Origin of the sequence: Streptomyces sp. NPDC088400 (genome assembly GCF_044753355.1) — a bacterium.
Lineage (GTDB): Bacteria > Actinomycetota > Actinomycetes > Streptomycetales > Streptomycetaceae > Streptomyces.
Genome location: NZ_JBIVMZ010000001.1, coordinates 984,270 through 1,009,689, shown reverse-complemented (window position 1 = coordinate 1,009,689; position 25,420 = coordinate 984,270). Strand labels below are relative to the sequence as shown.

General features: G+C 69.4%; 25 protein-coding genes. 7 read left to right on the top strand and 18 right to left on the bottom strand.

The features are described 5' to 3' along the window. Positions 1-33 precede the first annotated feature (33 nt). The 4 genes from ACIQD6_RS04585 to ACIQD6_RS04570 form a co-directional block, all read right to left on the bottom strand. A complete protein-coding gene (locus ACIQD6_RS04585; RefSeq protein WP_401877861.1) occupies positions 34-1,473 on the bottom strand; it encodes a hypothetical protein in 1,440 nt (479 codons plus the stop codon). Next, positions 1,463-2,008 carry a DUF6114 domain-containing protein gene (locus ACIQD6_RS04580; protein ID WP_401877860.1) on the bottom strand — a complete coding sequence of 182 codons (546 nt, stop codon included), beginning with the start codon at positions 2,006-2,008 and terminating at the stop codon, positions 1,463-1,465. The genes ACIQD6_RS04585 and ACIQD6_RS04580 overlap by 11 nt, the downstream gene beginning before the upstream one ends. A gap of 170 nt (positions 2,009-2,178) precedes the next feature. Continuing rightward, positions 2,179-2,817: a DUF6230 family protein gene (locus ACIQD6_RS04575; RefSeq protein WP_401877858.1), complete on the bottom strand. Its 639-nt coding sequence runs from the start codon at positions 2,815-2,817 to the stop codon at positions 2,179-2,181. A gap of 656 nt (positions 2,818-3,473) precedes the next feature. Next, positions 3,474-4,454, bottom strand: a complete 981-nt coding sequence (locus tag ACIQD6_RS04570) for a tetratricopeptide repeat protein (RefSeq protein ID WP_401877857.1) — start codon at positions 4,452-4,454, stop codon at positions 3,474-3,476. A gap of 526 nt (positions 4,455-4,980) precedes the next feature. On the opposite strand from ACIQD6_RS04570, the gene ACIQD6_RS04565 reads away from it, so the two are divergent. Beyond that, entirely contained in the window at positions 4,981-5,547 is a 567-nt protein-coding gene (locus tag ACIQD6_RS04565; RefSeq protein ID WP_401878147.1) for a TetR/AcrR family transcriptional regulator, read from the top strand. Positions 5,548-5,663: 116 nt separating this feature from the next. On the opposite strand, the gene ACIQD6_RS04560 is transcribed toward ACIQD6_RS04565, so the two are convergent. From ACIQD6_RS04560 to ACIQD6_RS04535, 6 genes are all read right to left on the bottom strand, one after another. Beyond that, positions 5,664-6,524, bottom strand: a complete 861-nt coding sequence (locus tag ACIQD6_RS04560) for an ABC transporter permease (RefSeq protein WP_401877855.1) — start codon at positions 6,522-6,524, stop codon at positions 5,664-5,666. Next, positions 6,484-7,389, bottom strand: coding sequence for an ABC transporter ATP-binding protein (locus tag ACIQD6_RS04555; RefSeq protein ID WP_401877854.1), 906 nt, complete (start codon positions 7,387-7,389; stop codon positions 6,484-6,486). Before ACIQD6_RS04555 ends, ACIQD6_RS04560 begins: the two co-directional genes overlap by 41 nt. Continuing rightward, on the bottom strand, positions 7,386-7,841 hold the full coding sequence (locus ACIQD6_RS04550; RefSeq protein ID WP_401877853.1) for a MarR family winged helix-turn-helix transcriptional regulator: 456 nt from the start codon (positions 7,839-7,841) through the stop codon (positions 7,386-7,388). Before ACIQD6_RS04550 ends, ACIQD6_RS04555 begins: the two co-directional genes overlap by 4 nt. A 99-nt stretch (positions 7,842-7,940) precedes the next feature. After that, positions 7,941-9,641 carry a methylmalonyl-CoA mutase gene (locus ACIQD6_RS04545; RefSeq protein WP_401877852.1) on the bottom strand — a complete coding sequence of 567 codons (1,701 nt, stop codon included), beginning with the start codon at positions 9,639-9,641 and terminating at the stop codon, positions 7,941-7,943. 177 nt (positions 9,642-9,818) lie between these two features. Continuing rightward, positions 9,819-10,145, bottom strand: a complete 327-nt coding sequence (locus ACIQD6_RS04540) for a DUF3817 domain-containing protein (protein ID WP_401877851.1) — start codon at positions 10,143-10,145, stop codon at positions 9,819-9,821. An 82-nt stretch (positions 10,146-10,227) separates the two neighbouring features. Next, positions 10,228-10,734, bottom strand: coding sequence for a MarR family winged helix-turn-helix transcriptional regulator (locus tag ACIQD6_RS04535; RefSeq protein ID WP_401877849.1), 507 nt, complete (start codon positions 10,732-10,734; stop codon positions 10,228-10,230). 206 nt (positions 10,735-10,940) lie between these two features. Here ACIQD6_RS04535 and ACIQD6_RS04530 point away from each other — a divergent pair, with 206 nt between their 5' ends. Continuing rightward, entirely contained in the window at positions 10,941-12,041 is a 1,101-nt protein-coding gene (locus ACIQD6_RS04530) for a glycoside hydrolase family 6 protein (protein WP_401877847.1), read from the top strand. Between the two features lie 49 nt (positions 12,042-12,090). Here ACIQD6_RS04530 and ACIQD6_RS04525 read toward each other — a convergent pair whose 3' ends face one another. The 4 genes from ACIQD6_RS04525 to ACIQD6_RS04510 all read right to left on the bottom strand — a co-directional run bounded on the left by ACIQD6_RS04525 (position 12,091) and on the right by ACIQD6_RS04510 (position 16,738). After that, positions 12,091-14,079, bottom strand: a complete 1,989-nt coding sequence (locus tag ACIQD6_RS04525) for a galactose oxidase-like domain-containing protein (RefSeq protein ID WP_401877845.1) — start codon at positions 14,077-14,079, stop codon at positions 12,091-12,093. 3 nt (positions 14,080-14,082) lie between these two features. Further along, positions 14,083-15,843: a glycosyltransferase family 2 protein gene (locus ACIQD6_RS04520; protein ID WP_401877844.1), complete on the bottom strand. Its 1,761-nt coding sequence runs from the start codon at positions 15,841-15,843 to the stop codon at positions 14,083-14,085. Positions 15,844-16,103: 260 nt separating this feature from the next. Next, positions 16,104-16,397, bottom strand: a complete 294-nt coding sequence (locus tag ACIQD6_RS04515; RefSeq protein ID WP_384911061.1) for an MTH1187 family thiamine-binding protein — start codon at positions 16,395-16,397, stop codon at positions 16,104-16,106. Continuing rightward, positions 16,394-16,738, bottom strand: coding sequence for a DUF3817 domain-containing protein (locus ACIQD6_RS04510; RefSeq protein ID WP_401877842.1), 345 nt, complete (start codon positions 16,736-16,738; stop codon positions 16,394-16,396). The genes ACIQD6_RS04515 and ACIQD6_RS04510 overlap by 4 nt, the downstream gene beginning before the upstream one ends. A gap of 194 nt (positions 16,739-16,932) precedes the next feature. Between ACIQD6_RS04510 and ACIQD6_RS04505 the strand changes: the two genes are divergently transcribed. From ACIQD6_RS04505 to ACIQD6_RS04490, 4 genes are all read left to right on the top strand, one after another. Then, positions 16,933-17,571, top strand: coding sequence for an AIM24 family protein (locus tag ACIQD6_RS04505; RefSeq protein ID WP_401877840.1), 639 nt, complete (start codon positions 16,933-16,935; stop codon positions 17,569-17,571). Next, complete coding sequence (locus ACIQD6_RS04500; protein ID WP_401877838.1) at positions 17,571-18,221, top strand: AIM24 family protein; 651 nt, start codon at positions 17,571-17,573, stop codon at positions 18,219-18,221. Before ACIQD6_RS04505 ends, ACIQD6_RS04500 begins: the two co-directional genes overlap by 1 nt. Further along, a complete protein-coding gene (locus ACIQD6_RS04495; RefSeq protein WP_401877836.1) occupies positions 18,218-19,012 on the top strand; it encodes an AIM24 family protein in 795 nt (264 codons plus the stop codon). The genes ACIQD6_RS04500 and ACIQD6_RS04495 overlap by 4 nt, the downstream gene beginning before the upstream one ends. A gap of 115 nt (positions 19,013-19,127) precedes the next feature. Further along, positions 19,128-19,604, top strand: coding sequence for a MarR family winged helix-turn-helix transcriptional regulator (locus ACIQD6_RS04490; protein WP_401877834.1), 477 nt, complete (start codon positions 19,128-19,130; stop codon positions 19,602-19,604). 82 nt (positions 19,605-19,686) lie between these two features. Here ACIQD6_RS04490 and ACIQD6_RS04485 read toward each other — a convergent pair whose 3' ends face one another. Together ACIQD6_RS04485 and ACIQD6_RS04480 are read right to left on the bottom strand one after the other, a co-directional pair. Next, positions 19,687-21,156 carry an ATP-binding protein gene (locus ACIQD6_RS04485; protein WP_401878145.1) on the bottom strand — a complete coding sequence of 490 codons (1,470 nt, stop codon included), beginning with the start codon at positions 21,154-21,156 and terminating at the stop codon, positions 19,687-19,689. A 143-nt stretch (positions 21,157-21,299) separates the two neighbouring features. Next, the gene (locus ACIQD6_RS04480) at positions 21,300-21,962 is read right to left on the bottom strand and encodes a response regulator transcription factor (protein ID WP_401877832.1); all 663 of its coding nucleotides are present in this window, start codon (positions 21,960-21,962) and stop codon (positions 21,300-21,302) included. 117 nt (positions 21,963-22,079) lie between these two features. On the opposite strand from ACIQD6_RS04480, the gene ACIQD6_RS04475 reads away from it, so the two are divergent. Next, positions 22,080-22,865: a PepSY domain-containing protein gene (locus tag ACIQD6_RS04475; RefSeq protein WP_401877830.1), complete on the top strand. Its 786-nt coding sequence runs from the start codon at positions 22,080-22,082 to the stop codon at positions 22,863-22,865. A 283-nt stretch (positions 22,866-23,148) separates the two neighbouring features. Here ACIQD6_RS04475 and meaB read toward each other — a convergent pair whose 3' ends face one another. Together meaB and ACIQD6_RS04465 are read right to left on the bottom strand one after the other, a co-directional pair. After that, complete coding sequence (gene meaB / locus ACIQD6_RS04470) at positions 23,149-24,105, bottom strand: methylmalonyl Co-A mutase-associated GTPase MeaB (RefSeq protein WP_401877828.1); 957 nt, start codon at positions 24,103-24,105, stop codon at positions 23,149-23,151. Between the two features lie 42 nt (positions 24,106-24,147). Further along, entirely contained in the window at positions 24,148-25,347 is a 1,200-nt protein-coding gene (locus ACIQD6_RS04465) for an acetyl-CoA C-acetyltransferase (RefSeq protein ID WP_401877826.1), read from the bottom strand. Positions 25,348-25,420: the final 73 nt, after the last annotated feature.

Here is a 25,420-nt window from a genome sequence, read left to right as displayed (position 1 = left end):
GAGGCAGTCGGTTCACCCCATGAGGCAGTTGCCTCAGCCCGTGAGGTAGTTCTGGAGGCCGGGGATCGTCAGCGTGCCGCCGAACTGGCCCGCCTGGGTCACCTCGACGTCCGTGAAAGAGGCGTACGGGACGTCCAGCGGCGGCGGGGTCTGCGGCGAGAAGGTGACCGGGATGAGGCCGAAGAGGTTGCCCTTCAGCTGCTCCGTGTACATCGTCACCGGGGTGTCGCGGATCGTGGAGGTGGAGCCCTCGCGGCCCTGCACATGGGCTGTCTTGCCCATGGGGTAACGGACGGTCTGGTGCAGGTTCTCGATGTCCACCGAGGTGGCGGTGAACTTGAGCGCCTTCTTGACCTGGCCGCCGTACGTCTTCACCTCGACGATGCCGTGGTACTTGAGGCCGTACAGCTGCAGGTTCGAGCTGTGGAGAATCCAGGGGTCGTCGGGCAGGAGCGGGATGCCCTGTTCCTGCTCGGCGTTGGCGAGGGCCTCGGGGTCCGGGGTCGGGCAGGGGTAGGCCCGCTTGCCGGACGCGCCAGCCGGGATGTCGTCGTCCTTGCCGGCCTTGAGCCCCTTGGCATCCTCGCCCAGTTCCTCGACCGTGGCGCCGGCCTTCCTGGCCGCGTCCTCGATGGCCTTCTTGGTGCCGTCCGCCGCCTTGTCGGCGGCGTCGTCGGCCGCGTCCGTGCCCTTGCCGTCCTCGGCCGCGTCCTTCGCCTTGTCCTTGGCCGCGTCCTTCGCCTTGTCCTTGGCCGCGTCCTTCGCCTTGTCCTTGTCCTTGGCCTTGCCGTCCGCCGTGTCGTCCTGATCCGACGCGGAGGGCTTGGACGTGGAGGGCTTCGGCGTGGACCCGGTGGACGCGTCGTCGCCCGGCTTCCCGGTGGCGGAGGCGCTCGGCTTCGGGGAGGCCGTCCCGTCCTTGCCGGGAATGCCCAGCAGGTCTCCGAGCGCGTCCCCGACACCCAGCGGGTCCAGCGGGTTCTTGGACTTGGACGGGGTGGGCGTCGGTGTCGGTGACGGTGACGAAGAGGCGCCGGGCTCCGGCTTCTCCGTCTTCCCGGCGTCCGAACTCGCCGACGTGTCCGGCTCGTTGCCCTTGCCGCCCTCCGTCGCGCCGTCCCCCGGCGTACCGCTCGCGGAGGGATCCGACGTCGCCGACCCGGACGAGCCCGGCTCGGGGCTCCGTGACGGGGACGAGGAGGGCGAGGGAGACGCGTCCGGGTCGTCCGAGCGGGTCACGCACGGGCCCGGCGCGAAGGGGATGTCCTTGTTGTCGTCGGCCAGCGCGAGCCTGGGGGTGAGCCCCATGCCCACGAAGACCGCCGTCGGCATCGCGGCCAGAGCCATCGCCTTGCCGGCGGGTATGTGGAGCTTGGTCAGGAGCGACTTCCGGGGGGCCGCGTGACGCGGCCCTCTTCGTACCGGGGAAGCATCGCCTCCGGCCGCGATCTCGTGCGTGTCGTCACCCCGCACTTTTCCTCCCGCCGTTGGCATGGGCAGTCGTATCCGTCACGTTCGGGCTCTCCCCCTCGCGCGGAGCGGGGAGAAAGGGATCACCGTCGTCGGGCTCCGGCGCCCGGCGGGGAGTGTCACGCCCCACCACCGGTCTGGCCGGTGGCCGGCCGGGGGCCCAGGAGATCGAGAGCGCGCCGCCGAGCAGGGCGAGCAGGAAGCCCAGCAGGAAGCCACCGATGTTGGAGACCGGGATCGACACCAGGGCCAGCAGGATGGCCGCGACGCCGGCGAAGACGCGGACGATGCTGTGGAACCACATCGTCAGTCCCAGCGTCACCAGCAGCACACCGATGATCAGCGAACCCGCACCGGCCGTCGTCGACATGGCCAGCGTCAGGTTGCCGAGGTGGAGCTGCGCGTACGGGAAATAGGCGATGGGCAGCCCACCGAGCAGAGTGAACAGGCCCGCCCAGAACGGCCGGGTGCCCCGCCAGGCGTGGAACCGAAGCCGCCAGTAAGTGAATCCGCGGGAACCTGTGGACTCGGCGCTCATGGAAAACAGCTCCCTGGAATGCGGTATTACGGTGAGAGACAGGGGGCCGGGCGGGCCGAACAGTCCTCGAACCGTCCGCCCCGCCCGAAAGGGTGCCTAGGGCATACCGCGAACGTCGCGCCCTGCCCGCAACACCCTGCGGACGGACGGCGCCACCTTCGCGACACCCCTCAGTAGCACTCGTACTTCTTGGGATCGCCGACCTTGAGCCTGAGGTTCAGGTCCGGCAGCTTGAACGTACCGGCCGTGGTGGCCCACGCCGTCTGCCTCACATTGCTCAGGGTGGCCGTCTCGGCCTCCTGCGCGAAGCCGTTCGGGTCCGCCTTCGTACCCGGCTGGATGCCCGGGGACTTGTTCGCGCCGGCCGCGACACCGATGTTGATGTTCTTGAACTCCGCGTCGGCGTCCAGGGATTCGACATCGAGGTAGAGGTTCTCCGCCGCGATGTCCCTGCCCTTGTTGCCGGCGTTGAGCACCAGCGTCACGCTCGTGCCCAGCATGGGCAGCGGAGTGACCACGGACTGGCACATGCTGGTGATCTCGGCCGACTTGAACCCGGAGACAGCGACCGGGTGCATGGCCTTCTTGCCTTCGGAGTCAACCCCCTCGGCGACTCCGCCGTACTGCACGAAGTCGTGACCGACCAGCTTGTCGGCCTTCACCTTGAAGCTCTGGCCGGACACGCTGAACGAAGCGGCCAGCGCCCCCTGTGCGAGAGCCACACCTATCGCTGCCGTCGCGGCCACACTGGGCACCATGACGACGGCGAACCGCTTCCATCTGGTCCCGCCACGTAGTTGGGACTCCATGAATTTCCTCCTTCTCGGACGTACATCTCCGGATCGGGCCGGAGCCCGTCCTGGGATGGGAGAAGTGCTACGTCCTCGGGAAGGAGAGCGCCTGTTCCCCGGAGGCGCGAACTGCGTCCGAAAGCACCGGCGATCACCCCCGAGCGACAACCACTGGCCACGCGTTCGCGCAACCTCTGGACAGGCCCTGCCAGTAGGCAGGAACCCCCCTGTCCGGGCCGACGGCCAGTGCCGCCGGACCGCCCGGTGGGGACCCAGGACCGACGGCGCGGCTGGCTGCCGTGCGGGTGCGGTCAATTGGACCGAGCGTCGCCGATCGTGGTGCATTCGAGCCCCTGGCACAAGGGGGTTCGTTACTGACTAGTAACGACCTGATAACCAGGGGTCGACCCCGTGATATCACGCAGCCACACAGGGTGCCACCCCCTGGTACGGCAGAAGCGGCGATTGATACCCAAAGCGGGACAGAGCAAGGGAGTTGATTTACTGCGAGTAACAGCGGCCACATTTGCCAAGTTTTGGCAAAGCATGGCCGCTGTTGTCATTGTGTCGCCAAAACCACAGCGTGACCGACGGGGTGTCAGACCGTCAGGCCGTCAGGCCTCGGACTGTCAGACCTCTGACTGTCGGTCCTCGGACCGTCAGGCCCCGGACCGTCAGAAGAGAACGCGCGCCAGAGCCGAGCGTGCCGCCGTCACCCGGGCATCGTCCCCGCCGATGACGTCGAACAGCTCCAGCAGCCGCACCCGCGCCGCGTCCCGGTCGTCACCGACCGTACGGCGCACGGTCTCGACCAGCCGGCCGAAGGCGTCCTCGACGTGCCCGCCGACCAGATCGAGGTCGGCCGCGGCGATCTGCGCCTGGGCGTCCTCCGGTCGCTCCGCCGCGTCCTTGCGGACTTGCTGCTGGTCCATCCCCTGTACGCGCGCGAGCAGTTCGGCCTGCGCGAGGCCCAGGGTGGCTTCCGTGTTGCCGGGGTCCTGGGAGAGCACGTTCCGGTACGCCTGCGCGGCGCCGCCGAAGTCATTGGCGTCCAGCGCGCGTACGGCCTCTTCCAGCAGGGCGTCGTACGGCCCGGCGGGCACCGCGGCCTCCTCGTCGCCGGACTCCTCGCCCGGCTCCCCCTCCGCGTCGACCGCGATCCCGGTGAGGCCGAAACGCTCCTCGCCGACCTGGATCAGCTGGTCGAGGGTCTGTCGGATCTGGGCATCCGGGGCCGCGCCCTGGAAGAGCGGCAGCGCCTGGCCGGCCACCACCGCGAAGACCGCGGGGATTCCCTGGATCCCGAACTGCTGCATCAGCATCTGATTGGCGTCGACGTCGATCTTGGCGAGAACGAACCGGCCGTTGTACTCCCGCGCCAGCCGCTCCAGCACCGGGCTCAGCTGCTTGCACGGCTCGCACCACTCGGCCCAGAAGTCGATGACGACCGGGACCTCGCTGGAGCGCTGGAGGACATCGCGTTCGAAGCCCGCCTCATCGACATCGATCACCAGACTGGACGGGGGCACGGCGTCGGTGCCGCCCTGGCGCGCCGACTCCGCGCGGGCCTGCTCCGCCTTCGCCTTGGCCTCACCGGCCGCCTTCACCGCGGCGAGGTCGACGACGCCGCTCATGGACATGTTCCTAGGCTGCATGAGTACATCCTCCCCCTTCCGCGCACACTTCAGAAAAGCGGTGCGTACACCGTCGTACCGGAACCGGACCATCCGCCGCCCTCGCGGGTGCGCGGGGCGTACGGACGGACGCTGTCCGAAGGTCGGCGCCGGGTCCCCACCCGTACGCCATGTGGTCGTCGCGACGAGCCGTGTCCGGCTTTCGCTACGGGTCGTAGCGTAACTTCCGGCTCCGTGACGGGGGAAGGTTTTTCCGGTGAACTGGATCACAGCGAACGGCCCACCGGCCGATATGGTCGCCGTCATGTGCCGCCCCATCCGCCCCGCCGACGCGCGTAAGCCCGACGCGGGTACGCACGACGCAGGTCTACCCCACACGGGTACGCATGACGCGCGCTCCCAGGACTCGGGCGCTCCTGGCCCGGGCACACCGGATGTACGCACCCCTGACCAGAACTCACCCGACCAGGACGCACCTGGCACACACGCGCCTGGCGCCCGTACGCCGCGTACGGGCCGCCCCCGCAGCGCCAAGGCCGACTCCGCGATCCTGGAGGCGACCCGCGCCGCCCTGGTGGAGCTGGGCTGGTCCAAGCTGACGATGAGCGATGTGGCGAACCGTGCGGGCGTCGCCAAGACCACGCTCTACCGGCGGTGGCCGAGCAAGAGCGAGCTGGTGGTGGACGCGGTCGCGGTCCTCTTCGACGAGCTCGTACTCCCCGACTCCGACTGCCTGATGGCCGACGTCGAAGGCGTGGTGCTCCAGTTCGGGGAGCTGCTGGAGCGGCCGGAGACCAAGACCGCGCTCATGGCGCTGGTCGCGGAGTCCACCCGGGACGAGGCGCTGCGGCGGCGGATCCGTACCTCCATCGTCGAGCGCCAGAAACGGCTGGTGCTGCGGGGCCGCGAGCGCGCCCAGGACCGCGGTGAACTCCCTCGCGACCAGGACGCCCGGAGCGCGGCCCGTACGGTGGACCTGATCTTCGATGTGCTCGCCGGAGCGGTGGTCCACCGCGCCCTGGTCAGCGGGGAGCCGGTGGACGAGGACTGGGCGCACGCCTTCACGGCTCTGCTGCTGGGCGGCCTGGTCGCGATGACGGCGTCACAGCAGTGACGGCGTCGCAGCAGCGACGAGGTGGACGACAAGGCTGAAGGGTGTGTGGACGACGACGGTGACGGGGTGACGCCAACGGTGACGCCCGTGACGGTGCCGCCGGGCCCGCGCCGCCGTCATCTGGCCAGGCGCCCCAGCAGCGACGAGGCCGCCACGATGCCGAGGAGCGCGGCCCCCAGCAGGACGCCGTAGTCGAGCAGCAGATGGGACGGCGTACCGAGCAGCAGGCCGCGCAGGGCGTCGACCTGATAGCTCAACGGGTTGATCTTGCTGACCACTTGGAGCCAGCCGGGCATGATCGCCACCGGGTACAGCGCGTTCGACGCGAAGAACAGCGGCATCGTGATGGCCTGCCCGATGCCCATCAGCCGGTCGCGGGTCAGCACGATTCCCGCGATCGTCATCGACAGGCAGGAGAAGAAGGCCGAGCCGAGGACCACCGCGACGGCCACGCCGAGCAGCTTCAGCGGGTTCCAGGTCAGGCCCACACCGAGGGCCGCGGCGATGACGATCACCACGACCGCCTGGATCAGCGCCTTCACCCCGGAGGCGAACGCCTTGCCGCTGATCAGGGCGGCTCTGGGGGTCGGGGTGACCAGGAGTTTGGTGAGGATGCCCGCGTCCCGCTCCCAGATGATCATGATCCCGTAGAAGATCGCGATGAACATCGCGGACTGGGCGATGATCCCGGGCGCGAGGAAGTCGATGTACGGGATGCCCTGCGTCGGGATCGCCTTGATCCGGGTGAAGGTCTCCCCGAAGATCAGCAGCCACAGTGCGGGCTGGACGGCCCGGGTGTACAGCTCCGTACGGTCGTGCCGCAGCTTCTGGAGCTCGACCACGCACATCGCGACGACCCGGGCGGGCAGGACCCGCCAGCCGGTCCGGGCGCGCGGCGGTACGAGCAGCAGGTCCAGCCGGCCGGGGCCGCCGCCCTCAGCCGACGCGGGTCGCGGTGCGACGGGTGCTCCGGACATCGCGGAAGTCGCCCCCTTCCTCGTCCAGGCCACTGCCTGCCAGGTCCCTGAAGACGTCCTCCAGCGTCGGCAGGGGCTCCTGCCCGCCCGACTGCCCACCCGGCGAACGCCCGGCCGTACGGCGCTCGCGCAGGTCAGCTCTCAGCTCGCCGGGGGTGCCGAGCGCGTGGATCCGTCCGTGGTGCATCAGCGCGACCCGGTCGCAGTACTGATCGGCCTCGTCCATGTAGTGCGTGGTCACCAGGACGGTCATGCCCGTGGCGTTCCGTACGGCATTGATGTGCTCCCACACACTGGTACGGGCGATGGGGTCGAGCCCGATCGTCGGCTCGTCCAGCATCAGCAGCCGGGGCGCGCTGACCAGCGCCTGCGCGAGTTCGAGACGGCGGATCATGCCGCCGGAGTACGTCTTGGCCATCCGGTCGGCCGCGCCGTTCAGGCCGACCGCCTCCAGCGCCTGCGTGACGCGCTCGGAGCGCTCACGGCGCGATACGTCGAAGACGCGGGCGAACAGCGTGACATTCTCGCGGCCCGTCAGCGCGGCATCGGCGGACAGCTGCTGCGGTACGTACCCGAGCAGGCGGCGTACCGCCATCTTCTCCTTGGCCGCGTCGTGCCCGAACACCCGCACCATGCCCGCCGGAACGGGCAGCAGCGTGGTGATGCAGCGGATCGCGGTCGTCTTGCCCGCGCCGTTCGGGCCGAGCAGCCCGAAGACCTCACCCGCGCGGACGGAGAGATCGAGATCGGCGACGGCCTTGGTCTCGCCGAACGCGTAGTCCAGGCCGCGACAGGAGACGGCGTCGGGCCCGGAACGGTCCGGATCCTCGGCCGTCACCGGCCTGGCCGTCGCTTCGTCCGTCATGCGCCCTCCACTTCCTCGTGCAGGTTCCGGGCGAGCCGGCGCAGCGCCGGGAGGGCGGCGGCCAGGGCCGCTCGGTCCTCCTGCGTCAGGCGTTCCACCTGGGCGCGCACCAGCTCGCCACGTCGGGCCGCCCAGTCGTTCAGCCGCGCTTCGGCCGCCTGGGTGGGCAGCAGCAGCGCGGAACGCCGGTCGTCCGGGTCGGTCTCCCGGACCAGATAGCCGGCCCGGCTGAGCTGATTGACCAGCGTGGAGACCGAGTTGCCCGCGAGATACAGCTCCTTGGCCGCGTCCGACACCCGGATTCCGGGGCGGGCGGCGACCAGCCGCAGCAGATCGGCCTGCGCGCCGCGCAACGGCGGGGAGGTCAGTCCCCCGCGCAGCCGACGCCGGACCATGCGCTGGATGCCTGCCAGCACATCGGCGAGCGAGTCGGGGAACTCCTCCGTGGCCATGCCACCTATTTTAGCTCTCACTCAGAGGTATTCACCAGGCGCAGACCACCACAGAAAACCCAAAAAGTGCGCAAAACACCCCCGGGAGAGACGCCAGGCCTAGAAGCCCGGCGGCTCCGTGTACGTCCCCCACTCGTCCCTCAGCGCGTCGCAGATCTCGCCCAGCGTCGCCTCCGCCCGTACCGCCTCCAGCATCGGCTCGATCATGTTCGAGCCGTCGCGGGCCGCCGTCAGCATGGCCTCCAGTGCCGTACGCACCTGGGTGTCGTCCCGTGCGCCCTTGCGCTCCCGGAGGACCTGGACCTGGTCCCGCTCGACCTCATGACTGACCCGCAGGATCTCCAGATCGCCGGTGACCGAGCCGTGGTGGACGTTGACGCCGACGACCCGCTTGTCGCCCTTCTCCAGGGAGCGCTGGTACTGGAACGCCGATTCGGCGATCTCCCCGGTGAACCAGCCGTCCTCGATCCCGCGCAGGATCCCGGAGGTGACGGGACCGATGGGATGCCGCCCGTCCGGGTGGGCCCGCAGACCCCGTTCCTTGATCTGCTCGAAGATCTTCTCGGCGTCGGCCTCGATCCGGTCGGTCAGCTGCTCGACGTACCAGGAGCCGCCGAGCGGGTCGGCCACATTGGCGACGCCGGTCTCCTCCATCAGCACCTGCTGGGTACGGAGCGCGATCTCGGCGGCCTGTTCGCTCGGCAGGGCGAGGGTCTCGTCCAGCGCGTTCGTGTGCAGGGAGTTCGTCCCGCCGAGGACGGCGGCCAGCGCCTGGACCGCGGTCCGTACGACGTTGTTGTACGGCTGCTGCGCGGTGAGCGAGACGCCCGCGGTCTGGGTGTGGAAGCGGAGCCACTGCGCCTTGTCGGTCTTCGCGCCGTACACCTCCTTCATCCAGCGCGCCCAGATCCGGCGAGCGGCACGGAACTTGGCGATCTCCTCGAAGAAGTCGAGATGCGCGTCGAAGAAGAAGGACAGCCCCGAGGCGAAGTCGTCCAGGTCCAGGCCCCGGCTCAGCCCCAGCTCCACATAGCCGAAGCCGTCGGCGAGGGTGTACGCCAACTCCTGCGCGGCCGTCGCGCCCGCCTCGCGGATGTGGTAGCCGGAGACCGAGAGAGGCTTGTACGCGGGGATGGAGCGGGCGCAGTGCTCCATCAGGTCGCCGATCAGGCGCAGATGCGGCTCGGGCTGGAAGAGCCACTCCTTCTGCGCGATGTACTCCTTGAAGATGTCGGTCTGGAGCGTGCCGTTGAGGACGGCCGGGTCGACGCCCTGGCGCTCCGCGGCGACCAGGTACATGCAGAAGACCGGGACGGCCGGACCGCTGATCGTCATCGAGGTGGTGACATCCCCGAGCGGGATGTCACCGAAGAGGATCTCCATGTCGGCGGCCGAGTCGATGGCGACGCCACAGTGGCCGACCTCGCCGAGCGAGCGCGAGTCGTCGGAGTCCCGGCCCATGAGCGTCGGCATGTCGAAGGCGACGGAGAGCCCGCCGCCACCGGCGGCCAGGATCATCTTGTAGCGCTCGTTCGTCTGCCGGGCGTTGCCGAACCCGGCGAACTGGCGGATGGTCCACGTACGACCCCGGTAGCCGGTCGGGTGGAGCCCCCGGGTGAACGGGTACTCGCCGGGCCAGCCGATGCGCTCGAAGCCCTCGTACACATCGCCGGGCCGGGGCCCGTAGACCGGCTCGACCGGGTCGCCGGAGAGCGTCGTGAAGTCCGCGTCCCGCTTGCGGGCCGCGTCGTAACGGGCCTGCCAGCGTCGGCGGCCCTCCTCGATGGCGTCAGCGTCCATGCCGTATCTACCTCCACCGTCCATGCGACAAATTTACTAGGACGTCCAACTAAATGTCGAACGGCAAACCGCCCGCACATCGTGCGGGCGGCGTGGGGAGGGGCGACAGGGCCCCGGAGGCCGGACGGCCGACCGGGACTGCCGCCCCGGCGGAGTACGGAGTGCGGCGTACGGCGGTTACGCCTCGACGGTCTCCGGATCGTGGTCGGTGATCAGCGGCCGGGTCTCCCGGGTGATCTTCGGCTCCACGAAGAACGACGCGGCGGGGATACAGCCGGCGGCCAGCACCCAGAGCAGCTTCCCGAACGGCCACTTCGCCTTGGAGCCCAGATCGAAGGCGAAGACGACGTAGACGATGAACAGCACGCCGTGGATCTGGGAGATCAGCATCGTGTCGCCGGTATCGAACCCGTATTTCATGATGATCGCGACGGTGAAGACCAGCAGCCATACAGCGGTGATGTACGCCATCACCCGGTAGCGCGACAGCACATTCGACTTCATGGCACCGAGCCTAACGGGGCACAACGGGCGATCTTCCGCCGCCCTGCCGAAGTCCGGCCGGACACCACCTGGCGAAGCCCTCCTACGCGCCGAAGTCCTGGGCCGCCACCCGCAGCGGGCGCAGCATCGCGAAGATCTCCGCGCACTCCTCGGCGTCGTACGCCCCGAGTCCGAAGTCCATCTCCATCAGATCCCGGGTGGCGGCCTCCACCACCTCGCGCCCCTTGTCCGTGATGGAGGCGAGGGTGCCGCGCCCGTCGGCCGGATTGGGCCGCTTGTCGACCAGACCGGACGTCACCAGCCGGTCCACGGTGTTGGTGACCGACGTCGGGTGGACCATCAACCGCTCACCGATCTTGGACATCGGCAGCTCGCCCTCCTTCGAGAAGGTGAGCAGCACCAGCGCCTCGTACCGGGCGAAGGTCAGACCGTACGGTTTCACCACCGCGTCGACGCCCGCGAGCAGGATCTGGTGCGCGCGCATGATCGAGGTGATCGCGCCCATGGCCGGTACGGGACCCCAGCGCCGCTCCCAGAGTTCGTCGGCGCGGGCGATCGGGTCGAAGGGCAGGCTGAGCGGCTTGGACACGGCTTCGACCTTACCCACAGGCCATAGGGCAGTCAGCCCCCGTCTCGCACTTCGGTCCAGGTCGGACACAAGCGTGCCCTGGGCGACCTCGCGGTGTCGCAGCCGAGCACTGACGTGGCCTTATGCCACGATATGACGGTCTTTTGATTTGAATTCCCTGTTTGCTTTCTTTCTTCCCTTTCCCAGTCGTCGCCCGAGGGGGCTGGATGTCCGGCCGCAAACCACACCACCCGCATCACCTGTATCGCGCGTCTCGTACTCCTCTCCCGCAGAGTCTGCCGCGCTCACTCACGGCCGCAGCCGTCGCCGCGACCGTTCTCGTACTGACCGCCACCGGATGCTCCCCGGGCTCGTCCTCGCCCTCCCCGTCCGGGTCTCACCGTGATTCCGCCGAGCGGACCGGTGACTCCGTGGCCGAGGCCACCGCCGCCTCGCCGTTCTGGGTCGACCCGGCGAGCGACGCGGCGCGCCAGGTCGAACAGTGGGAGAAGGAGGGCCGCAAGGACGACGCGAAGGCGCTCAGGCGGATCTCCGAGCGCGCGGTGGCCGAGTGGCCCGCCTGGGACAATCCCGCGCCGGACATCAGCCGGGCCGTACGGGGCGCGGCGGCCGGCAAACGCACCGTGGTCTTCGTCGCGTACAACATCCCCCACCGCGACTGCGGTCGCTACTCCGCGGGCGGCGCCTCCGACGCCCAGGCGTACCGCGACTGGATCAATGACTTCGCCGGCGCCATCGGCAAGGCCCCGGCGATCGTGATCCTGGAGCCGGACGCCGTACCGCACCTCGCGGACGGCTGCACGCCGGCCGAACACCACGACGAGCGCTACGAGTTGCTCTCCCAGGCGATCACCCGGCTGAAGCAGCAGCCGGGGACCAGGGTCTATCTGGACGCCGGAAACCCGGACTGGATCTCCGACCCGGCCAAGCTCGCCGAACCGCTCCGGCGGGCGGGCGTCAACACGGCCGACGGCTTCTCACTCAATGTGTCCAACTTCCAGACGAACAACGCGGCCAAGGCGTACGGCACCCAGCTCTCCGGGCTGCTCGGCGACGCCCACTTCACCATCGACACCAGCAGGAACGGCCAGGGCCCGCTCCCGGGCGACCGGGACGAGGCCTGGTGCAACCCGCCGGGACGGGCGCTCGGCACACCACCGACCACCAAGACCGGCAACGAACTGGTCGACGCGTTCCTCTGGATCAAGCGGCCCGGCGAGTCGGACGGTCCGTGCCGGGGAGGTCCGGCCGCCGGCCGGTGGTGGCCCGACTACGCGCTGGGCCTCGCCCGCAAGACGAAGGGCTGAGGCAGAAGCAGACGCAGAGGCAGAGGCTGAAGCCGAGACGGACCAGGTTCTACTTCACCTTGATCCACTTCGCCTCGGACGGCACCCCCTGGGCGTTGGTGACGAACAGCATGTACCAGCCCGGCGGTACCACCGCCCGGTCCTTCGGCACCTCCACCGTCACCGAGTCCCGGCGCGTGCCCGTGCCCTTGCTCAGCTTCAGGTCGACCGAGCGCTGCTCGACATCCGTCGTGTGTGTCACGGCGCTCGGCCGCATCAGCCGCGCCTTGGCGATCCGGTCGGGCCGCGCCGTACGGAAGGTCGCCCGCCCGTTCGGGGCGACCTCGCGCGGGCCCTCCCCCAGCGCGGGGCGGTTCTCCTTACGGCCCTTGTCGCCCTGGAGATACGGCGGCGTGTAGATCTCCACCCGCTGCTCGAAGGTCCCGAGCTTGGTGTTGTCCGCGTCGCCGAAGAGCGGGTCCGAGCCGAAGGTGACCACCCGGCCGTCGGGCAGCAGGAGCGCCTCGGAGTGGTAGTTGCGCCCCACCGTGGGGTCGGCGGCCCGGCGGAAGGTGTTGCTCTTCGGGTCGTAGAACTGCGCCTTGAGGATGTCGCTCGCGTTGCGCCCGCGGTAGTCCGAGGAGCCTCCGGTGGTGAACACGGAGTCGTCCGGCATCAGCACACTGCTCAGGTAGCGCGTCCCCTGCGGCAGCCGGGGTCCCTCCCGGAAGGCCGGGTTGTCCTGCTTCAGGTCGATGATCGCCGTACGCCCGGTGGCCTTGGACGACTCACCGACACCGCCACCGCCGAACAGCATCACCCGCTGGTCCTGGACCGGCGGCAGCATCACCGAGGCCGAGGTCTCGGTCTGGTCGAGGTCGGTGAGCCCGCCGACCTCGGAGAACGTGTTCGCCTTGAGGTCCCACAGCCCCGGCCGCCGGCCCTTCTCCGCCGGTCCGTAGCCCGCGTTGGAGCCGGAGTAGAAGAGCTTTCCGCCCTGAGTGAGGAAGAGCGCGGGATACGTCGGGAAGTAACGGCTGGGCCCCTTGGACCACTTCTTGGTCTTCGGGTCGTACAGCTCGTTGTCGCCCGTCAGTACCGCGCCGACGTCGTCGAGGCCCGAGACCGCGAGCACCTTGCCGTCGTCCAGGGTCACCAGCGTGGGATACCAGCGGGCTTCCTCCATCGGGTCGACGGGGATGTACTTCTCGGCCCTGGGGTCGAATTCGTACGCGGACCTGATGCCCTGGAAGTCCTGCTTCTCGGTGGTGAGTTTCTGCGCGATGCCGTACAGGTTGTCCGCGTCCCTGCCCTTGAGGCCGACGATCTCGTACTGCGCGGCCTGCGTCCGCAGCCCCTGCGGCCCCTTCTCGGCCGCCTCCACGAACACGCGCGCCTCGCCCGCCGTCACCTTGGTCTTCCAGGGCAGCATCCGGCCGCCCTGCCCGTAGGAGACCTTGAAGTCCTTCTTCGCCCTCGGCACGGTGACATCGAACTTGCTGACGAACTCCACGCCCGACGGGGCACGGAAGCGCGTGCCCTTCTTGAACGTGTGGGCCCGGTCCGGGTCTTCGTTCTTGACCCTCATCCGGCCGCCCGCCCGGTCGACCTCGCCGTCGAGCACCTCGTAGCGCGCCGTGCCGCCCGCCACCAGCAGCCGCCCGTCGGCGAGTTGGGAGTGGCCGGAGCAGAAGAAGTCCTCCGGGGTGGGGATCTTCCGGAAGCTGTTGTCCGCCGGGTTCCAGAGGATCGTGTCGAAGGACCCCTTGTCGAACTTCTTCTGGTTGTTGCCCGAACCGGCGATGATCAGGACCTTGCCGGAGTGCAGCAGGGCCGCGTGGATCGCGTTCGTACGGTACTTCTTCGGGACGTCGAGGGTCTCCCACGAGCCGTACCGCTGCTTGTAGCCCGGCTGCGCGATCTTGTAGGCGTGGTACTTCTCGGTGGCGAAGGAGACGACGGCGGGTGCGTTGAGGCCGACGAGCACCACCAGGGCTCCGCCGCCCAGCAGCTTCTTCTTGAACTTCATCGAGGGCCGGTACCGGTTCCGGTTCGCCATGGCTCAGTTCCCTCCTGTCGTCGTCGCGAAGGCCGGCTCCTGCTCCTCGCCCGCCGTGGTCACGTTCGTACGGACGGCACTCCTGGCACCCCGCTCCTGCCGTGTGCTCCAGATCCAGACCCCGATCGGAGCGAGCGCGATCGCCAGAGCCAGCACGGCCCACGTGCGCATCGCCGCGTGGGTGTGGCCGAGGTACATGGACGCGATGAGCGAGGTGACCAGCACAACGGCCCAGAAGATGTGGATCCGGAAGGTCATCAGCCGGTCGGGGCTGGCCTCGCCGCCCTTGGGGGTGACCACGAAGCGGCCGTCGGTGCGCAGCAGCGCCGAGGCCAGCGACCTCAGGTAGATCGGCGCGGAGAGCGCGGACATCGCCATACCGGCCAGGCCGCCGGAGCCCTCGGGTTCGTGGGGCGAGACGTTGTGGCGGCGGTTCCAGAGGTAGAGGCCGATCTGGAGCGCGGCCGCGTCGCTGTAGAGCATCAGCAGGACCGACGACGAGACCTGAGTGCCGGACGCTCCGAGCCACAGGTAGAGGACGCAGCTGAGGATGCCGAGGAACCAGTTGACGGCGGTCATCGGGTAGTACACGAGCATCAGCGAGTAGCTGAGCAGCCGCCCCGGCGGCACCCGGAAGGGCGCCCTCCAGTACTGCTTGAAGAGCGTCTCGTACGTGCCCCGGGACCAGCGCAGCTGCTGGGTGAAGAAGTCGGTCCAGGACGCGGGGCCCTCACCGACGGCCAGCACGTCGGGGGTGTAGACGGAGCGCCAGAACCGGCCGGTGAGGGGGTTCCTCCGGCGGTGCAGTTCGAAGCCGGTGGCCATGTCCTCGGTGATCGAGTCGCACAGTCCGCCGATCTGCCGCAGCGCCCTGACCCGTACGACATTGTTCGTGCCGACGAACATCGGAGCGTGGTAACGGTTGCCGGCCCGCTGGATCAGCGCGTGGAAGAGGAACTGCTGCGACTCGGCGGCCTTCGTGACCGGTGAGGTGTAGTTGCCGTACACCTGGGGTCCGACGACGAAGGCGACGTCCGGGTCGCGGAAGTAACCCATCATCCGCTCCAGGAAGTTCGGGAGCGGGACGTGGTCGGTGTCGACGGAGGCGAAGAAGTCGTAGTCGTGGCCATGCATGGTGAGCCACGCGTTGTAGTTGCCGTGTTTGGTGCGCGCCTTGTGCACGCCCTTGTCACGGTTCCACTCCGGCACACCCTTTCGGGTGAAGTGACGGACCCCCAGCTCCTCGCAGAGCGCCCTGGCCGCGACGCTGTCGCCCTCGTCGAGCAGCCAGAGGTCGAGCGGTCCGCAGTGGCGCAGCCGGACGGCCCCTTCGAGCGTGGCCCGCACCATGGTGAGCGGTTCCTTGCCCGGTACGTACGTGGTGAGGAAGGCGACGCGGGTGCCGACCTCGGCGGGGACGGGTATGGGGTCCCTGGCGACCATCGTGGCGTGGGCGACGGAGGCGACGTTGACCAGCATGAAGAGGGCTATGAGCCCGATCGACCCGAGCATCAAATGGTCGAAGGCGATCAGCCAGCGCCGGCCGCCCTCCCGCTCGGTGCGGTGGGTGGGCCAGACCAGGTAGACCAGCAGGACGCCGGAGAGGACGGGCGCCAGGGTCATCAGCAGGACGGCCCGTATTCGGCGGGTCTCCCGCGCGAGCAGGCTGCGGTACCGCACCCGGTATGCCACGCTCCGGTCCGGTTCCTTCAGGGGACCGGCCAAACAGCTGTAGCCGTCGTAGTCGTAGCCATCAGGCCGCACGGTGCCTCCAGCCGAGTCGCGGGGTGGATATCACCACAGAAGGGGACATTCACCGGCGTGTCGACTGGAAGCGTCCGTGCGAGCGGTTTTTACGTTCGAGGGTTACTGCGTACGGGTTGCGGAGCGTACGGGCCGTCAGGCCCCCGGACGCGGGTACGGGTGCGAGTACGGGTATGGGTGCGGCCGGGGGATACGGGGCGTCAGAGTGCGGCCCTCGCAGGCACTCAGGCAGGCATCCAGGCAGGCGCTCAGACAGGCACTCAGGCCGAGAGGTGGCGCTCCACCGTCTCGACCTTCGAGGTGAGGCCGTCCGTGACCCCGGGCCGGATGTCGGCCTTGAGGACCAGCGAGACGCGCCCGGCGCGGGCCTCGACGGCGGCGACGGCACGCTTGACCACGTCCATCACCTCGTCCCACTCGCCCTCGATCGAGGTGAACATGGCGTCGGTACGGTTCGGCAGCCCTGATTCGCGGACCACCCGGACGGCGTCGGCGACATACTCACCGACGTCCTCCCCCACGCCCAGCGGAGAGACGGAAAAGGCGACGATCATGCGCTGACCGTACCCTCGCGGCGGGCGCGGGAGGCGATGACCTCGTCCTCGGCGGCGCGCTTGAGCTTGCGCTCGGCGAAGAAGCCGCCGGCCGGCAGGACGGAGAGCACGAAGTAGAGGGCCGCCGTCCCGAAGGACCACTTGGTGCGGTTCCAGGCGTCCAGCCAGAAGAGCACGTACACGACGAAGAGCAGGCCGTGGACCGCTCCCATGACCGGCACCGCGTTGAACTCCGTCGTGCGCTTGAGCACCGAGCAGACCAGCAGCAGGAGGAAGGACACGGCCTCGGGCGCGGAGACCAGGCGGAGTCGGTGGAGGGAGGAGGCGGTCTTGATGTCCACGAGGAAGCACCTTCGTCATCGGGGGGCAAACGTGATCTTGTGAATGCGTGCACAAGCGCTGCCTCATTGTGGCAGCACGGCTTTGCCCGACCGTTATCAGGGTCCGGCTCAGGGGCCGGTCCGGGACAGCTCGGGGTCCGGTCCGGGACCGGATGCCCTGTCGGCTGTCGGTGCCGCCGGATACCGTCGGTTCCGTGGCTCAGTTCCGACTGCAAGGCAGCAAGGTGCTCGCCGTCGACATGACCGGCGATGCCGTCAAAGCGAAGAACGGCTCGATGGTCGCGTACGACGGCCGGATGGCCTTCAAGAAGATGTCCGGCGGCGGTGAGGGTCTGCGCGGGATGGTCACCCGCCGCCTCACCGGCGAACAGATGACCGTGATGGAGGTGAAGGGCCAGGGCACCTGCTATTTCGCCGACCGGGCGAGCGAGATCAACCTCGTCTCGCTGCACGGCGAGACGCTCTATGTCGAGGCGAGCAATCTGCTCTGCACGGACGCCGGACTGCGGACCGGCACGACGTTCACCGGGCTGCGGGGCGGAGCGACGGGAAATGGCCTGTTCACGACCACCGTCGAGGGGACGGGTCAGGCCGCCCTCACGTCGGACGGCCAGGCGGTGATCCTCCGGGTCACCCCCCAGTACCCGCTCCATGTCGACCCCGGCGCGTACATCGCACACCAGGGCCGCCTCCAGCAGCACTTCCAGTCCGGGGTGAACTTCCGGACGTTCATGGGCGAGGGCTCGGGCGAGGCCTTCCAGATCCGCTTCGAGGGCGACGGGCTCGTCTACGTACAGCCGAGCGAGCGGAACACGATCGGGGGCGATGTGTGATGCCGTTCCGTGAGCTCAATTCGCGGATGGTCGAGGCGACGGTGGTCCCCGGCCAGAAGATGTTCAGCCAGCGCGGCGCGATGCTCGCGTACCGAGGGGACGTCAGCTTCACGCCGAACATCCAGGGCGGCCAGGGCGGCGTGATGTCCATGATCGGCCGGCGGGTCGCCAATGAGGCCACCCCGCTGATGACGGTCGAGGGCAGCGGCACGGTGATGTTCGGCCACGGTGGCCATCACATCCAGGTCATCGCTCTCGCCGGCGACACCCTGTACGTGGAGGCCGACCGGCTGCTCGCCTTCGACGGGACCCTCCAGCAGGGCACGATGTTCATGGGCTCGCAGGGCGGGGTCATGGGCATGGTGCGCGGCCAGGTGACGGGCCAGGGCCTGTTCACGACGACCCTCAAGGGACATGGCGCGGTCGCGGTGATGGCGCACGGCGGCGTGATCGAGGTGCCCATCACCCCGGGCCGGGACGTCCATGTGGACCCGCAGGCCTATGTCGCCCACCACGGCGACGTACGGAACAAGCTCTCCACCGCGCTGGGCTGGCGCGACATGGTGGGACGCGGCTCGGGCGAGGCCTTCCAGCTGGAGCTGAGCGGCAACGGTGCGGTGTACGTCCAGGCGTCGGAGGAGAAGCTGTGAGCGCCCCCGTGATCTTCGACCCGTCGACGCTGCCGAGCGACGACAACGTCAACGCGTACACCTTCTGCGTGGAACTCAAAGGGAGCCAGTGGTTCCTCCAGAAGGGGAAGATGATCGCCTACTACGGGCAGGTCAACTTCGACGGCATCGGCCACGGCCGGTTCGAGCGGCTGGTGCGCAGCAGCTTCCACTCGCCGCTCCACGCGGCCGACTGGGTGGTCGCCGAGGGCAGCGGCAAGATGCTGCTCGCCGACCGGGCCTTCGACGTCAACTCGTTCGATCTTGAGGACGGCAATCTGACGGTCCGCTCCGGGAACCTGCTCGCGTACCAGCCCTCGCTGGCGCTGAAGCAGTCGATCGTGCCGGGCTTCCTGACCTTGATCGGTACGGGGAAGTTCGTCGCGGCGTCCAACGGACCCGTGGTCTTCATGGAGCCACCGATCCGGGTGGATCCCCAGGCGCTGGTGGGCTGGGCGGACTGCCCCTCCCCCTGCCACCACTACGATCACGGCTATCTGACCGGGGTGCTGGGCGGCCTGCGGTCCCTGACGGGCATCGGGGGAACCTCGGGCGAGGAGCACCAGTTCGAGTTCGTCGGGTCCGGCACGGTACTGCTCCAGTCCACCGAGATGCTGATGGCGGAGCAGCCGACGGGCGCGGTGGCACCGGAGCCAGGGGTGCCCGGCGGCGGTCCGGCACCCGGACACGGGGGACAGCAGGGGTCCACACCCGGATCCACACCTCGAATGCCCGGTCAACTGGGGGATCTCCAGCGTCGCTTCGGGCTGTGAGCGGTAGTCTGCGGAGTGTGACGTCGAACGCCTGCGCCCCTTCCGGGGCCTGGCCGATCGCGCTTCACACCCGCAGGCTTCGTCCAGAATTCAACTTCTTAGGTAGAATCCATACATGGAGACCGAGACGGCCACTCGCTGGCTGAGCGACGCGGAACAGTGCGCATGGCGCACCCACCTGGATGTCAACAAGCTGTTGACACACCAGCTGGAGAAAGACCTCCAGCCGTTCGGCCTGACCATGAACGACTACGAGATCCTGGTGAACCTCTCCGAGTCCCCGGACCGGCGGATGCGGATGAGCGACCTGGCGGGCACCACGCTCCAGTCCAAGAGCCGGCTCTCGCACCAGATCACCCGGATGGAAACCGGTGGTCTGGTCCGCAGGGAGAACTGCGAATCCGACCGGCGCGGCCTGTACGCGGTCCTCACGGACCATGGCATGGAGACCATGCACAAGGTCGCACCGCACCACGTCGAATCCGTGCGGAGGCATTTCATCAACCTGCTCTCGCCGGAGGCGCTGGCGGAGCTCCGGGCATCGCTCATGCCGGTGGCGGAGCATCTGCGCGGCAGGCGCGGCAAGGTCTGAGGAACAGGAACGGGCGGGCGGCGGCGGCCCGGTTCCGTGAGCGACCGGTCGCGCGCCCGGCGGGGTGAGGGCGGTGCCGGGGTCAGTCGGTGTCGTCCGCGGCAGGCAGGCGCAGTTCGAACAGGGCGCCGCCGGCCGGGGCCCGTCCGACCGTGAGCGTGCCGCCGTGGCGCTCGGCCACATCGCGCGCGATGGCCAGCCCCAGCCCGGCGCCGCCGTCGTCACGGCTGCGGGCGTCGTCGAGCCGTACGAACCGCTCGAAGATCCGCTCCCGCTCCGCCTCCGGCACCCCTGAGCCGTCGTCGGCGACCGCGAGCACCACCTGGCCGCCCGTCCGGCGGACCGTCGCGTGGACCGACGCGTGGGCGTGCCGCTGGGCGTTGTCGAGCAGATTGCCGAGCACCCGCGCCAACTGGCCGCGCGAACCCGCGACTTCGGCACCGGCCCCCTCTCCCGTCCCGATGTCCAGCGACACGGGGATACGGTCCGTGGTCCGCTGCGAGACCTCCTCGCGGGCCATCACACCCAGATCCAGCGTCGCGCTCCCCGGCCCCTCCCCCGCGTCGAGGCGGGCCAGCAGCAGCAGATCCGCGGCGAGGCGCTGAAGCCGTACGGTGTCGGCGACCGCGCCCGGGACATCCAGCAACTCCGGGTGAGCGTCGCCCACTTCGAGCTGGGTACGGAGCGAGGCGATGGGGCTGCGCAGTTCGTGCGAGGCGTCGGCGACGAAGCGGCGCTGCCGGTCGACCGCGACCTCCAGCGCGGTGAGCGTCTCGTTGGTCGTACGGGCCAGCCGGGCCACCTCGTCGTGCGTGGCGGGCTCCGGGACCCGCCGGGAGAGGTCGGCGGAGGCGGTGATGGCCGCCATCTCGCTCCGGATGCCCTCCACCGGCCGGAACGCCCGCCGGGTCACCAGCCAGGTCGCTCCACCGACGACCAGCAGCAGGACCGGCAGGCCCGCCAGCATCGACACGGCGGCCGTGCCGACCGCGCTCTCCCGGGCCGCCAGCGACGCGCCCGCGTGGACGATGACCGTCCGACCCTTGCGGTCGGTCACATCGATGGCGGCGAAGCGGTAGTCCCCGGTCCGCCCGTCGACCGTCGCGGTGCCCGAGGTATGCCTGAAGATGCCACCGATCTGACCGATCTCGGGATCGTCGTCACCGCCGTGGTCATCGTCGTCAGCGATGTCGTCGCCGCTGTCGTCCCCGCTGTCGTCATCGTCGTCCGACCCGGCGGTCGCGCTCGCCGACGGAGACGGGGACGGGCTCTTCTGCGGCGTGACCGCGGACAGTCCGGTGCCGCTGATCCGTTGCAGATCCTTGCTGGCCGCGAGCAGCCGGCCGCTCTCGTCCGTCACCTGTACCGGATGGTCCTCGTCGTCCGGCAGGTCGAGACCGGCGTACGAGGTCTTCTCCGGGACCTGGGAGGCGATGTCCAGTGCGACCTCACGCGCCGCCGAATCGGCCTCCCGGTCCGTCTGGCCGGTGAGGTTCGTCCGCAGTGACAGGAGCACCGCGATCCCGGCGGCCACCAGCGCGACCGCCACCACGGCCGTCGTGCCGAGCGTGGCCTTGGCCCGTACGGACGCGAAGCGGCGCCGTACGGCGGCGAGGGCGCCGGTGGGGTTCGCGGTGGGGTCTGTGGGGCTGGTGGGGGTCTCCGGGCTTCCGGGGTTTCCAGGGCCGGCGGGGCTCATGACGTGACCAGCCTGTATCCGGCGCCGCGCACCGTCTGGATGGACGCGGCACCGATCTTGCGCCGCAGAGTGCTGATGTAGACCTCGATGATGTTGGGGTCACCGTCGTACGCGAAGTCCCAGACGTGCTCCAGGATCTCCGGCTTGCCGACGACCTCACCCGCCCGGACCGCCAGCTGTTCCAGCACGGCGAACTCCTTGGCGGTGAGCGCCACTTCCGTATCGTCCCGGAAGACGCGGCGGGCCGCCGTGTCGACGCTCAGCGCACCGATCCGCAGGACGGGCGAGGCGCCGGCCGCCCCCCGGCGGCGCAGCAGCGCCTTCACCCGGGCGACGAGCACCACGTACGAGAACGGCTTGGTCAGATAGTCGTCGGCGCCGGTGTCGAGCCCCTCCGCCTCGTCGTACTCACCGTCCTTGGCGGTGAGCATCAGGATCGGCACGTCGTTGCCGGCGGCGCGCAGGGTGGCGCAGACCCGGTAGCCGTTCATGCCGGGCAGCATGATGTCGAGCACGACCAGGTCGTACACGTCCTCACCCGCCCGGTGCAGCCCTTCGAGGCCGTCGTGGACGACGTCCACGGCGAAACCCTCGGCCATCAAGCCCTTGGCGAGTGACACCGCGAGCCGCTTCTCGTCCTCCACGATCAACAAGCGCATGGGCCCACCTTCCCAAACCCAACCTGAAGATCTCTTCAGCTGACTTCAGGGTGGCTTCAGCTTCTCTCCGGCACATTGAAGTTGTTCGAAACGCACGACCGACTCGGGAGGACCCCCATGAAGCGCAACCTCGTCATCGCAGCCATCACCGCGGCGGCTCTGATCGGCGGCGGCACCGCGGTCGCGGTGAGCGGCGCCGGAGGCCAGGAAGGCTCCGGGTCGGACGCATCGGCGACGCTGCCCCAACTCCCTTCGCAGACCGGGTCGTCGGACGACTCGATGACGGTCAGCCCGACGGCGCCCGGCCCTACGGACGACTCGGATGACTCGAATGACTCCGACAATTCGGATGACGCCGATGACTCCGACGTCTCGGGGGTCCCGGGCGGCTCCGGCTCCGGCTCCGGCTCTCAGGACGACGGTGGTCCCGTACAGAGCCGTAAGAGCCTGACCGCGAGCGAGGCGGCCGCCGCGGCGCTCGCGAAGTATCCGGGCGCGGTGGCCTCCGTCGAGCGGGACGACGACAGCGCCGACCGCTGGGAGGTCGACCTGCTCGGCAAGGACAACCGCTGGCGCGACCTGAGGGTCGACCCGGCCACCGGCACGGTCAGCGTGGACCGTGACGACGACGGCGACGACAGTGCGGGCGACGGCGATGAGCGCGCCGCGCTGCGCGCCGCCACGGTGGATGTCCGGAAGGCGGCATCCGTGGCCCTGGCGTCCGTGCCCGGGGCCGTGAGGTCCATCGAGATCGACGATGACCTGACGAACCGGTGGGAGGTCGAGGTCAAGGGCAAGGACGGCCGGTCGCACGAGCTGAACGTCAACGCCAAGACCGGCAAGGTCACGGCGGACAGTGACGACGACGGCGTTGACAAGGGCGACGACGGTTACGACGACTGATCGGAGGCCTGGTCGCCGTCCGGCGGGGGGACGGTGTGTGGTGGATGCGGGGGCCGGGGCCTCCGGAGGTACATGTCCTGCACTGCATGATTTACGGCGCGTACGGCTCTGTTCTTCGACTGACGGGCCGGTGTGCGCCACAAATCACGCTTTACGTTCCGGACACGCACCTCCTACGACCCCGTCCCCCTCCCGCCGGATCCCGGTCTGCCGGTCGCGTGGGGGTGGGTGGGGCCGCCGCCCCGGGCCTGGGGTGGTGCCGCCCCTGTCCGGTGGGGGCCCTCTACCCGCCCGTGACTCCCGCGACCAGTTCGTCCGCCGCCGCGTACGGGTCCAGTTCCCCCGCCACCACCCGTTCCGCCAGTGCGCCCAGGCGGCGGTCGCCGTGGAGGTCTCCGATGCGTTCCCGCAGGGCCGTGATCGCGATCGTCTCCACCTCGCGGGCCGCGCGGCGGGCCCGGCGTTCGGTGAGGACGTCGTGTTCTTCCATCCAGGCTCGGTGTTTCTCCAGCGCTTCCACGACCTCGTCGATGCCCTCGCCGCGCGCGGCGACCGTCTTGACGATGGGTGGGCGCCAGTCGCCGGGGGCGCGGGACTCGCCCAGGGCGAGCATGTGGTTGAGTTCGCGCGCTGTCGCGTCGGCGCCGTCCCGGTCCGCCTTGTTGACCACGTAGACGTCGCCGATTTCCAGGATTCCGGCCTTGGCGGCCTGGATGCCGTCGCCCATGCCGGGGGCCAGGAGTACCACCGAGGTGTCGGCCTGGGAGGCGATCTCGACTTCCGACTGGCCGACGCCGACGGTTTCCACGATGATCACGTCGCAGCCGGCCGCGTCCAGGACCCGGATCGCCTGCGGGGCCGCCCAGGCCAGGCCGCCGAGGTGGCCGCGGGTGGCCATCGAGCGGATGTAGACGCCGGGGTCCGAGGCGTGTTCGGACATCCGGACGCGGTCGCCGAGCAGCGCTCCGCCGGAGAAGGGGGAGGACGGGTCGACGGCCAGGACGGCGACCCGCCTGCCCGCTCGCCGGTACGCGGAGACGAGGGCGTTCGTCGAGGTCGACTTGCCGACTCCGGGTGGCCCGGTGAGGCCGATGACGTACGCGTTGCCCGCGAGCGGTGCCAGCGCCGCCATCACTTCGCGCAGTTGCGGGGACACCCCCTCGACCAGGGAGATCAGCCGGGCGACGGCACGCGGCCTGCCTTCGCGTGCCTGGGCCACCAGCTCGGGGACGTCCCGCATCACAGCTCCTGTTCCCGTCCGTACTGCCTCTCCCGGCAGTACCTACTTGGCCACGCGCACGATCAGTGCGTCGCCCTGGCCGCCACCGCCGCACAGTGCCGCCGCGCCGACCCCGCCGCCGCGCCGCTTCAGCTCCAGCGCCAGGTGCAGGACGAGCCGGGCGCCCGACATGCCGATGGGGTGTCCGAGGGCGATGGCGCCGCCGTTCACGTTCACCTTTTCAGGGGTTACCCCGAGGTCCTTCATTGACTGCACGGCGACCGCCGCGAAGGCCTCGTTGATCTCGATCAGGTCGAGGTCGCCGACGCCGAGGCCCTCCTTCCCGAGGGCGTGCAGGATGGCGTTCGACGGCTGGGACTGGAGCGAGTTGTCCGGGCCGGCGACATTGCCGTGGGCGCCGATCTCGGCGATCCATTCCAGGCCCAGTTCCTCGGCCCTGGCCCTGCTCATGACCACGACCGCCGCCGCGCCGTCGGAGATCTGCGAGGCCGTGCCCGCCGTGATCGTGCCGTCCTTGGCGAACGCGGGGCGCAGCCTGCCGAGGGATTCCACGGTCGTGTCGGCGCGGATGCCCTCGTCCTGCGAGAAGAGCACCGGGTCGCCCTTGCGCTGCGGGATCTCCACGGGGGTGATCTCGGCGTCGTAGACCCCGTTCTTCTGCGCGGCGGCGGCCCGCTGGTGGGAGAGTGCCGCGAATTCGTCCTGTTCGGGACGGGCGATTCCCAGCCGCGTGTTGTGCTTTTCGGTCGAGGTGCCCATGGCGATGTCCTCGAACGGGTCGGTGAGTCCGTCGTACGCCATCGAGTCGAGCATCTCGACCGCGCCGTACTTGTAGCCCTCACGGGACTTGGGGAACAGGTGCGGGGCGTTGGTCATGGACTCCTGGCCGCCCGCGACGACGATGTCGAACTCGCCTGCGCGGATCAGCTGGTCGGCCAGCGCGATCGCGTCGAGTCCGGAGAGGCAGACCTTGTTGACCGTGAGCGCGGGGACGCTCATGGGGATGCCGGCCTTGACCGCGGCCTGGCGGGCCGGGATCTGCCCGGTGCCCGCCTGGAGCACCTGCCCCATGATCACGTATTGCACCTGTTCGCCGGTGATTCCGGCCCGGTCCAGTGCCGCCTTGATGGCGAAGCCGCCCAGCTCCACGCCGGAGAAGGGCTTCAACGAGCCGAGGAGCCGTCCCATGGGGGTACGGGCGCCGGCGACGATCACGGATGTGGTGGTGTTCGTTCCAGACATGAGACGCGATCCCCTTTGCCTGCAGCTTGAGGAGTGAACGAGACGGGGGGTTTAAGGAGGAGTGCCCCCAATA

Excerpts from the sequence above, each read along its gene's own strand:
- ACIQD6_RS04490 (WP_401877834.1), top strand. The coding sequence starts at position 19,128 with ATGGAGACCGAGACGGCCACTCGCTGGCTGAGCGACGCGGAACAGTGC.
- ACIQD6_RS04480 (WP_401877832.1), bottom strand. The coding sequence starts at position 21,962 with ATGCGCTTGTTGATCGTGGAGGACGAGAAGCGGCTCGCGGTGTCACTC.
- ACIQD6_RS04515 (WP_384911061.1), bottom strand. The coding sequence starts at position 16,397 with ATGATCGTCGCCTTTTCCGTCTCTCCGCTGGGCGTGGGGGAGGACGTC.
- ACIQD6_RS04570 (WP_401877857.1), bottom strand. The coding sequence starts at position 4,454 with ATGCAGCCTAGGAACATGTCCATGAGCGGCGTCGTCGACCTCGCCGCG.
- ACIQD6_RS04575 (WP_401877858.1), bottom strand. The coding sequence starts at position 2,817 with ATGGAGTCCCAACTACGTGGCGGGACCAGATGGAAGCGGTTCGCCGTC.
- ACIQD6_RS04475 (WP_401877830.1), top strand. The coding sequence starts at position 22,080 with ATGAAGCGCAACCTCGTCATCGCAGCCATCACCGCGGCGGCTCTGATC.
- ACIQD6_RS04530 (WP_401877847.1), top strand. The coding sequence starts at position 10,941 with ATGTCCGGCCGCAAACCACACCACCCGCATCACCTGTATCGCGCGTCT.
- ACIQD6_RS04540 (WP_401877851.1), bottom strand. The coding sequence starts at position 10,145 with ATGAAGTCGAATGTGCTGTCGCGCTACCGGGTGATGGCGTACATCACC.
- ACIQD6_RS04580 (WP_401877860.1), bottom strand. The coding sequence starts at position 2,008 with ATGAGCGCCGAGTCCACAGGTTCCCGCGGATTCACTTACTGGCGGCTT.
- ACIQD6_RS04555 (WP_401877854.1), bottom strand. The coding sequence starts at position 7,389 with ATGACGGACGAAGCGACGGCCAGGCCGGTGACGGCCGAGGATCCGGAC.
- ACIQD6_RS04545 (WP_401877852.1), bottom strand. The coding sequence starts at position 9,641 with ATGGACGCTGACGCCATCGAGGAGGGCCGCCGACGCTGGCAGGCCCGT.
- ACIQD6_RS04465 (WP_401877826.1), bottom strand. The coding sequence starts at position 25,347 with ATGTCTGGAACGAACACCACCACATCCGTGATCGTCGCCGGCGCCCGT.
- ACIQD6_RS04560 (WP_401877855.1), bottom strand. The coding sequence starts at position 6,524 with ATGTCCGGAGCACCCGTCGCACCGCGACCCGCGTCGGCTGAGGGCGGC.
- meaB (WP_401877828.1), bottom strand. The coding sequence starts at position 24,105 with ATGCGGGACGTCCCCGAGCTGGTGGCCCAGGCACGCGAAGGCAGGCCG.
- ACIQD6_RS04525 (WP_401877845.1), bottom strand. The coding sequence starts at position 14,079 with ATGGCGAACCGGAACCGGTACCGGCCCTCGATGAAGTTCAAGAAGAAG.
- ACIQD6_RS04550 (WP_401877853.1), bottom strand. The coding sequence starts at position 7,841 with ATGGCCACGGAGGAGTTCCCCGACTCGCTCGCCGATGTGCTGGCAGGC.
- ACIQD6_RS04500 (WP_401877838.1), top strand. The coding sequence starts at position 17,571 with ATGCCGTTCCGTGAGCTCAATTCGCGGATGGTCGAGGCGACGGTGGTC.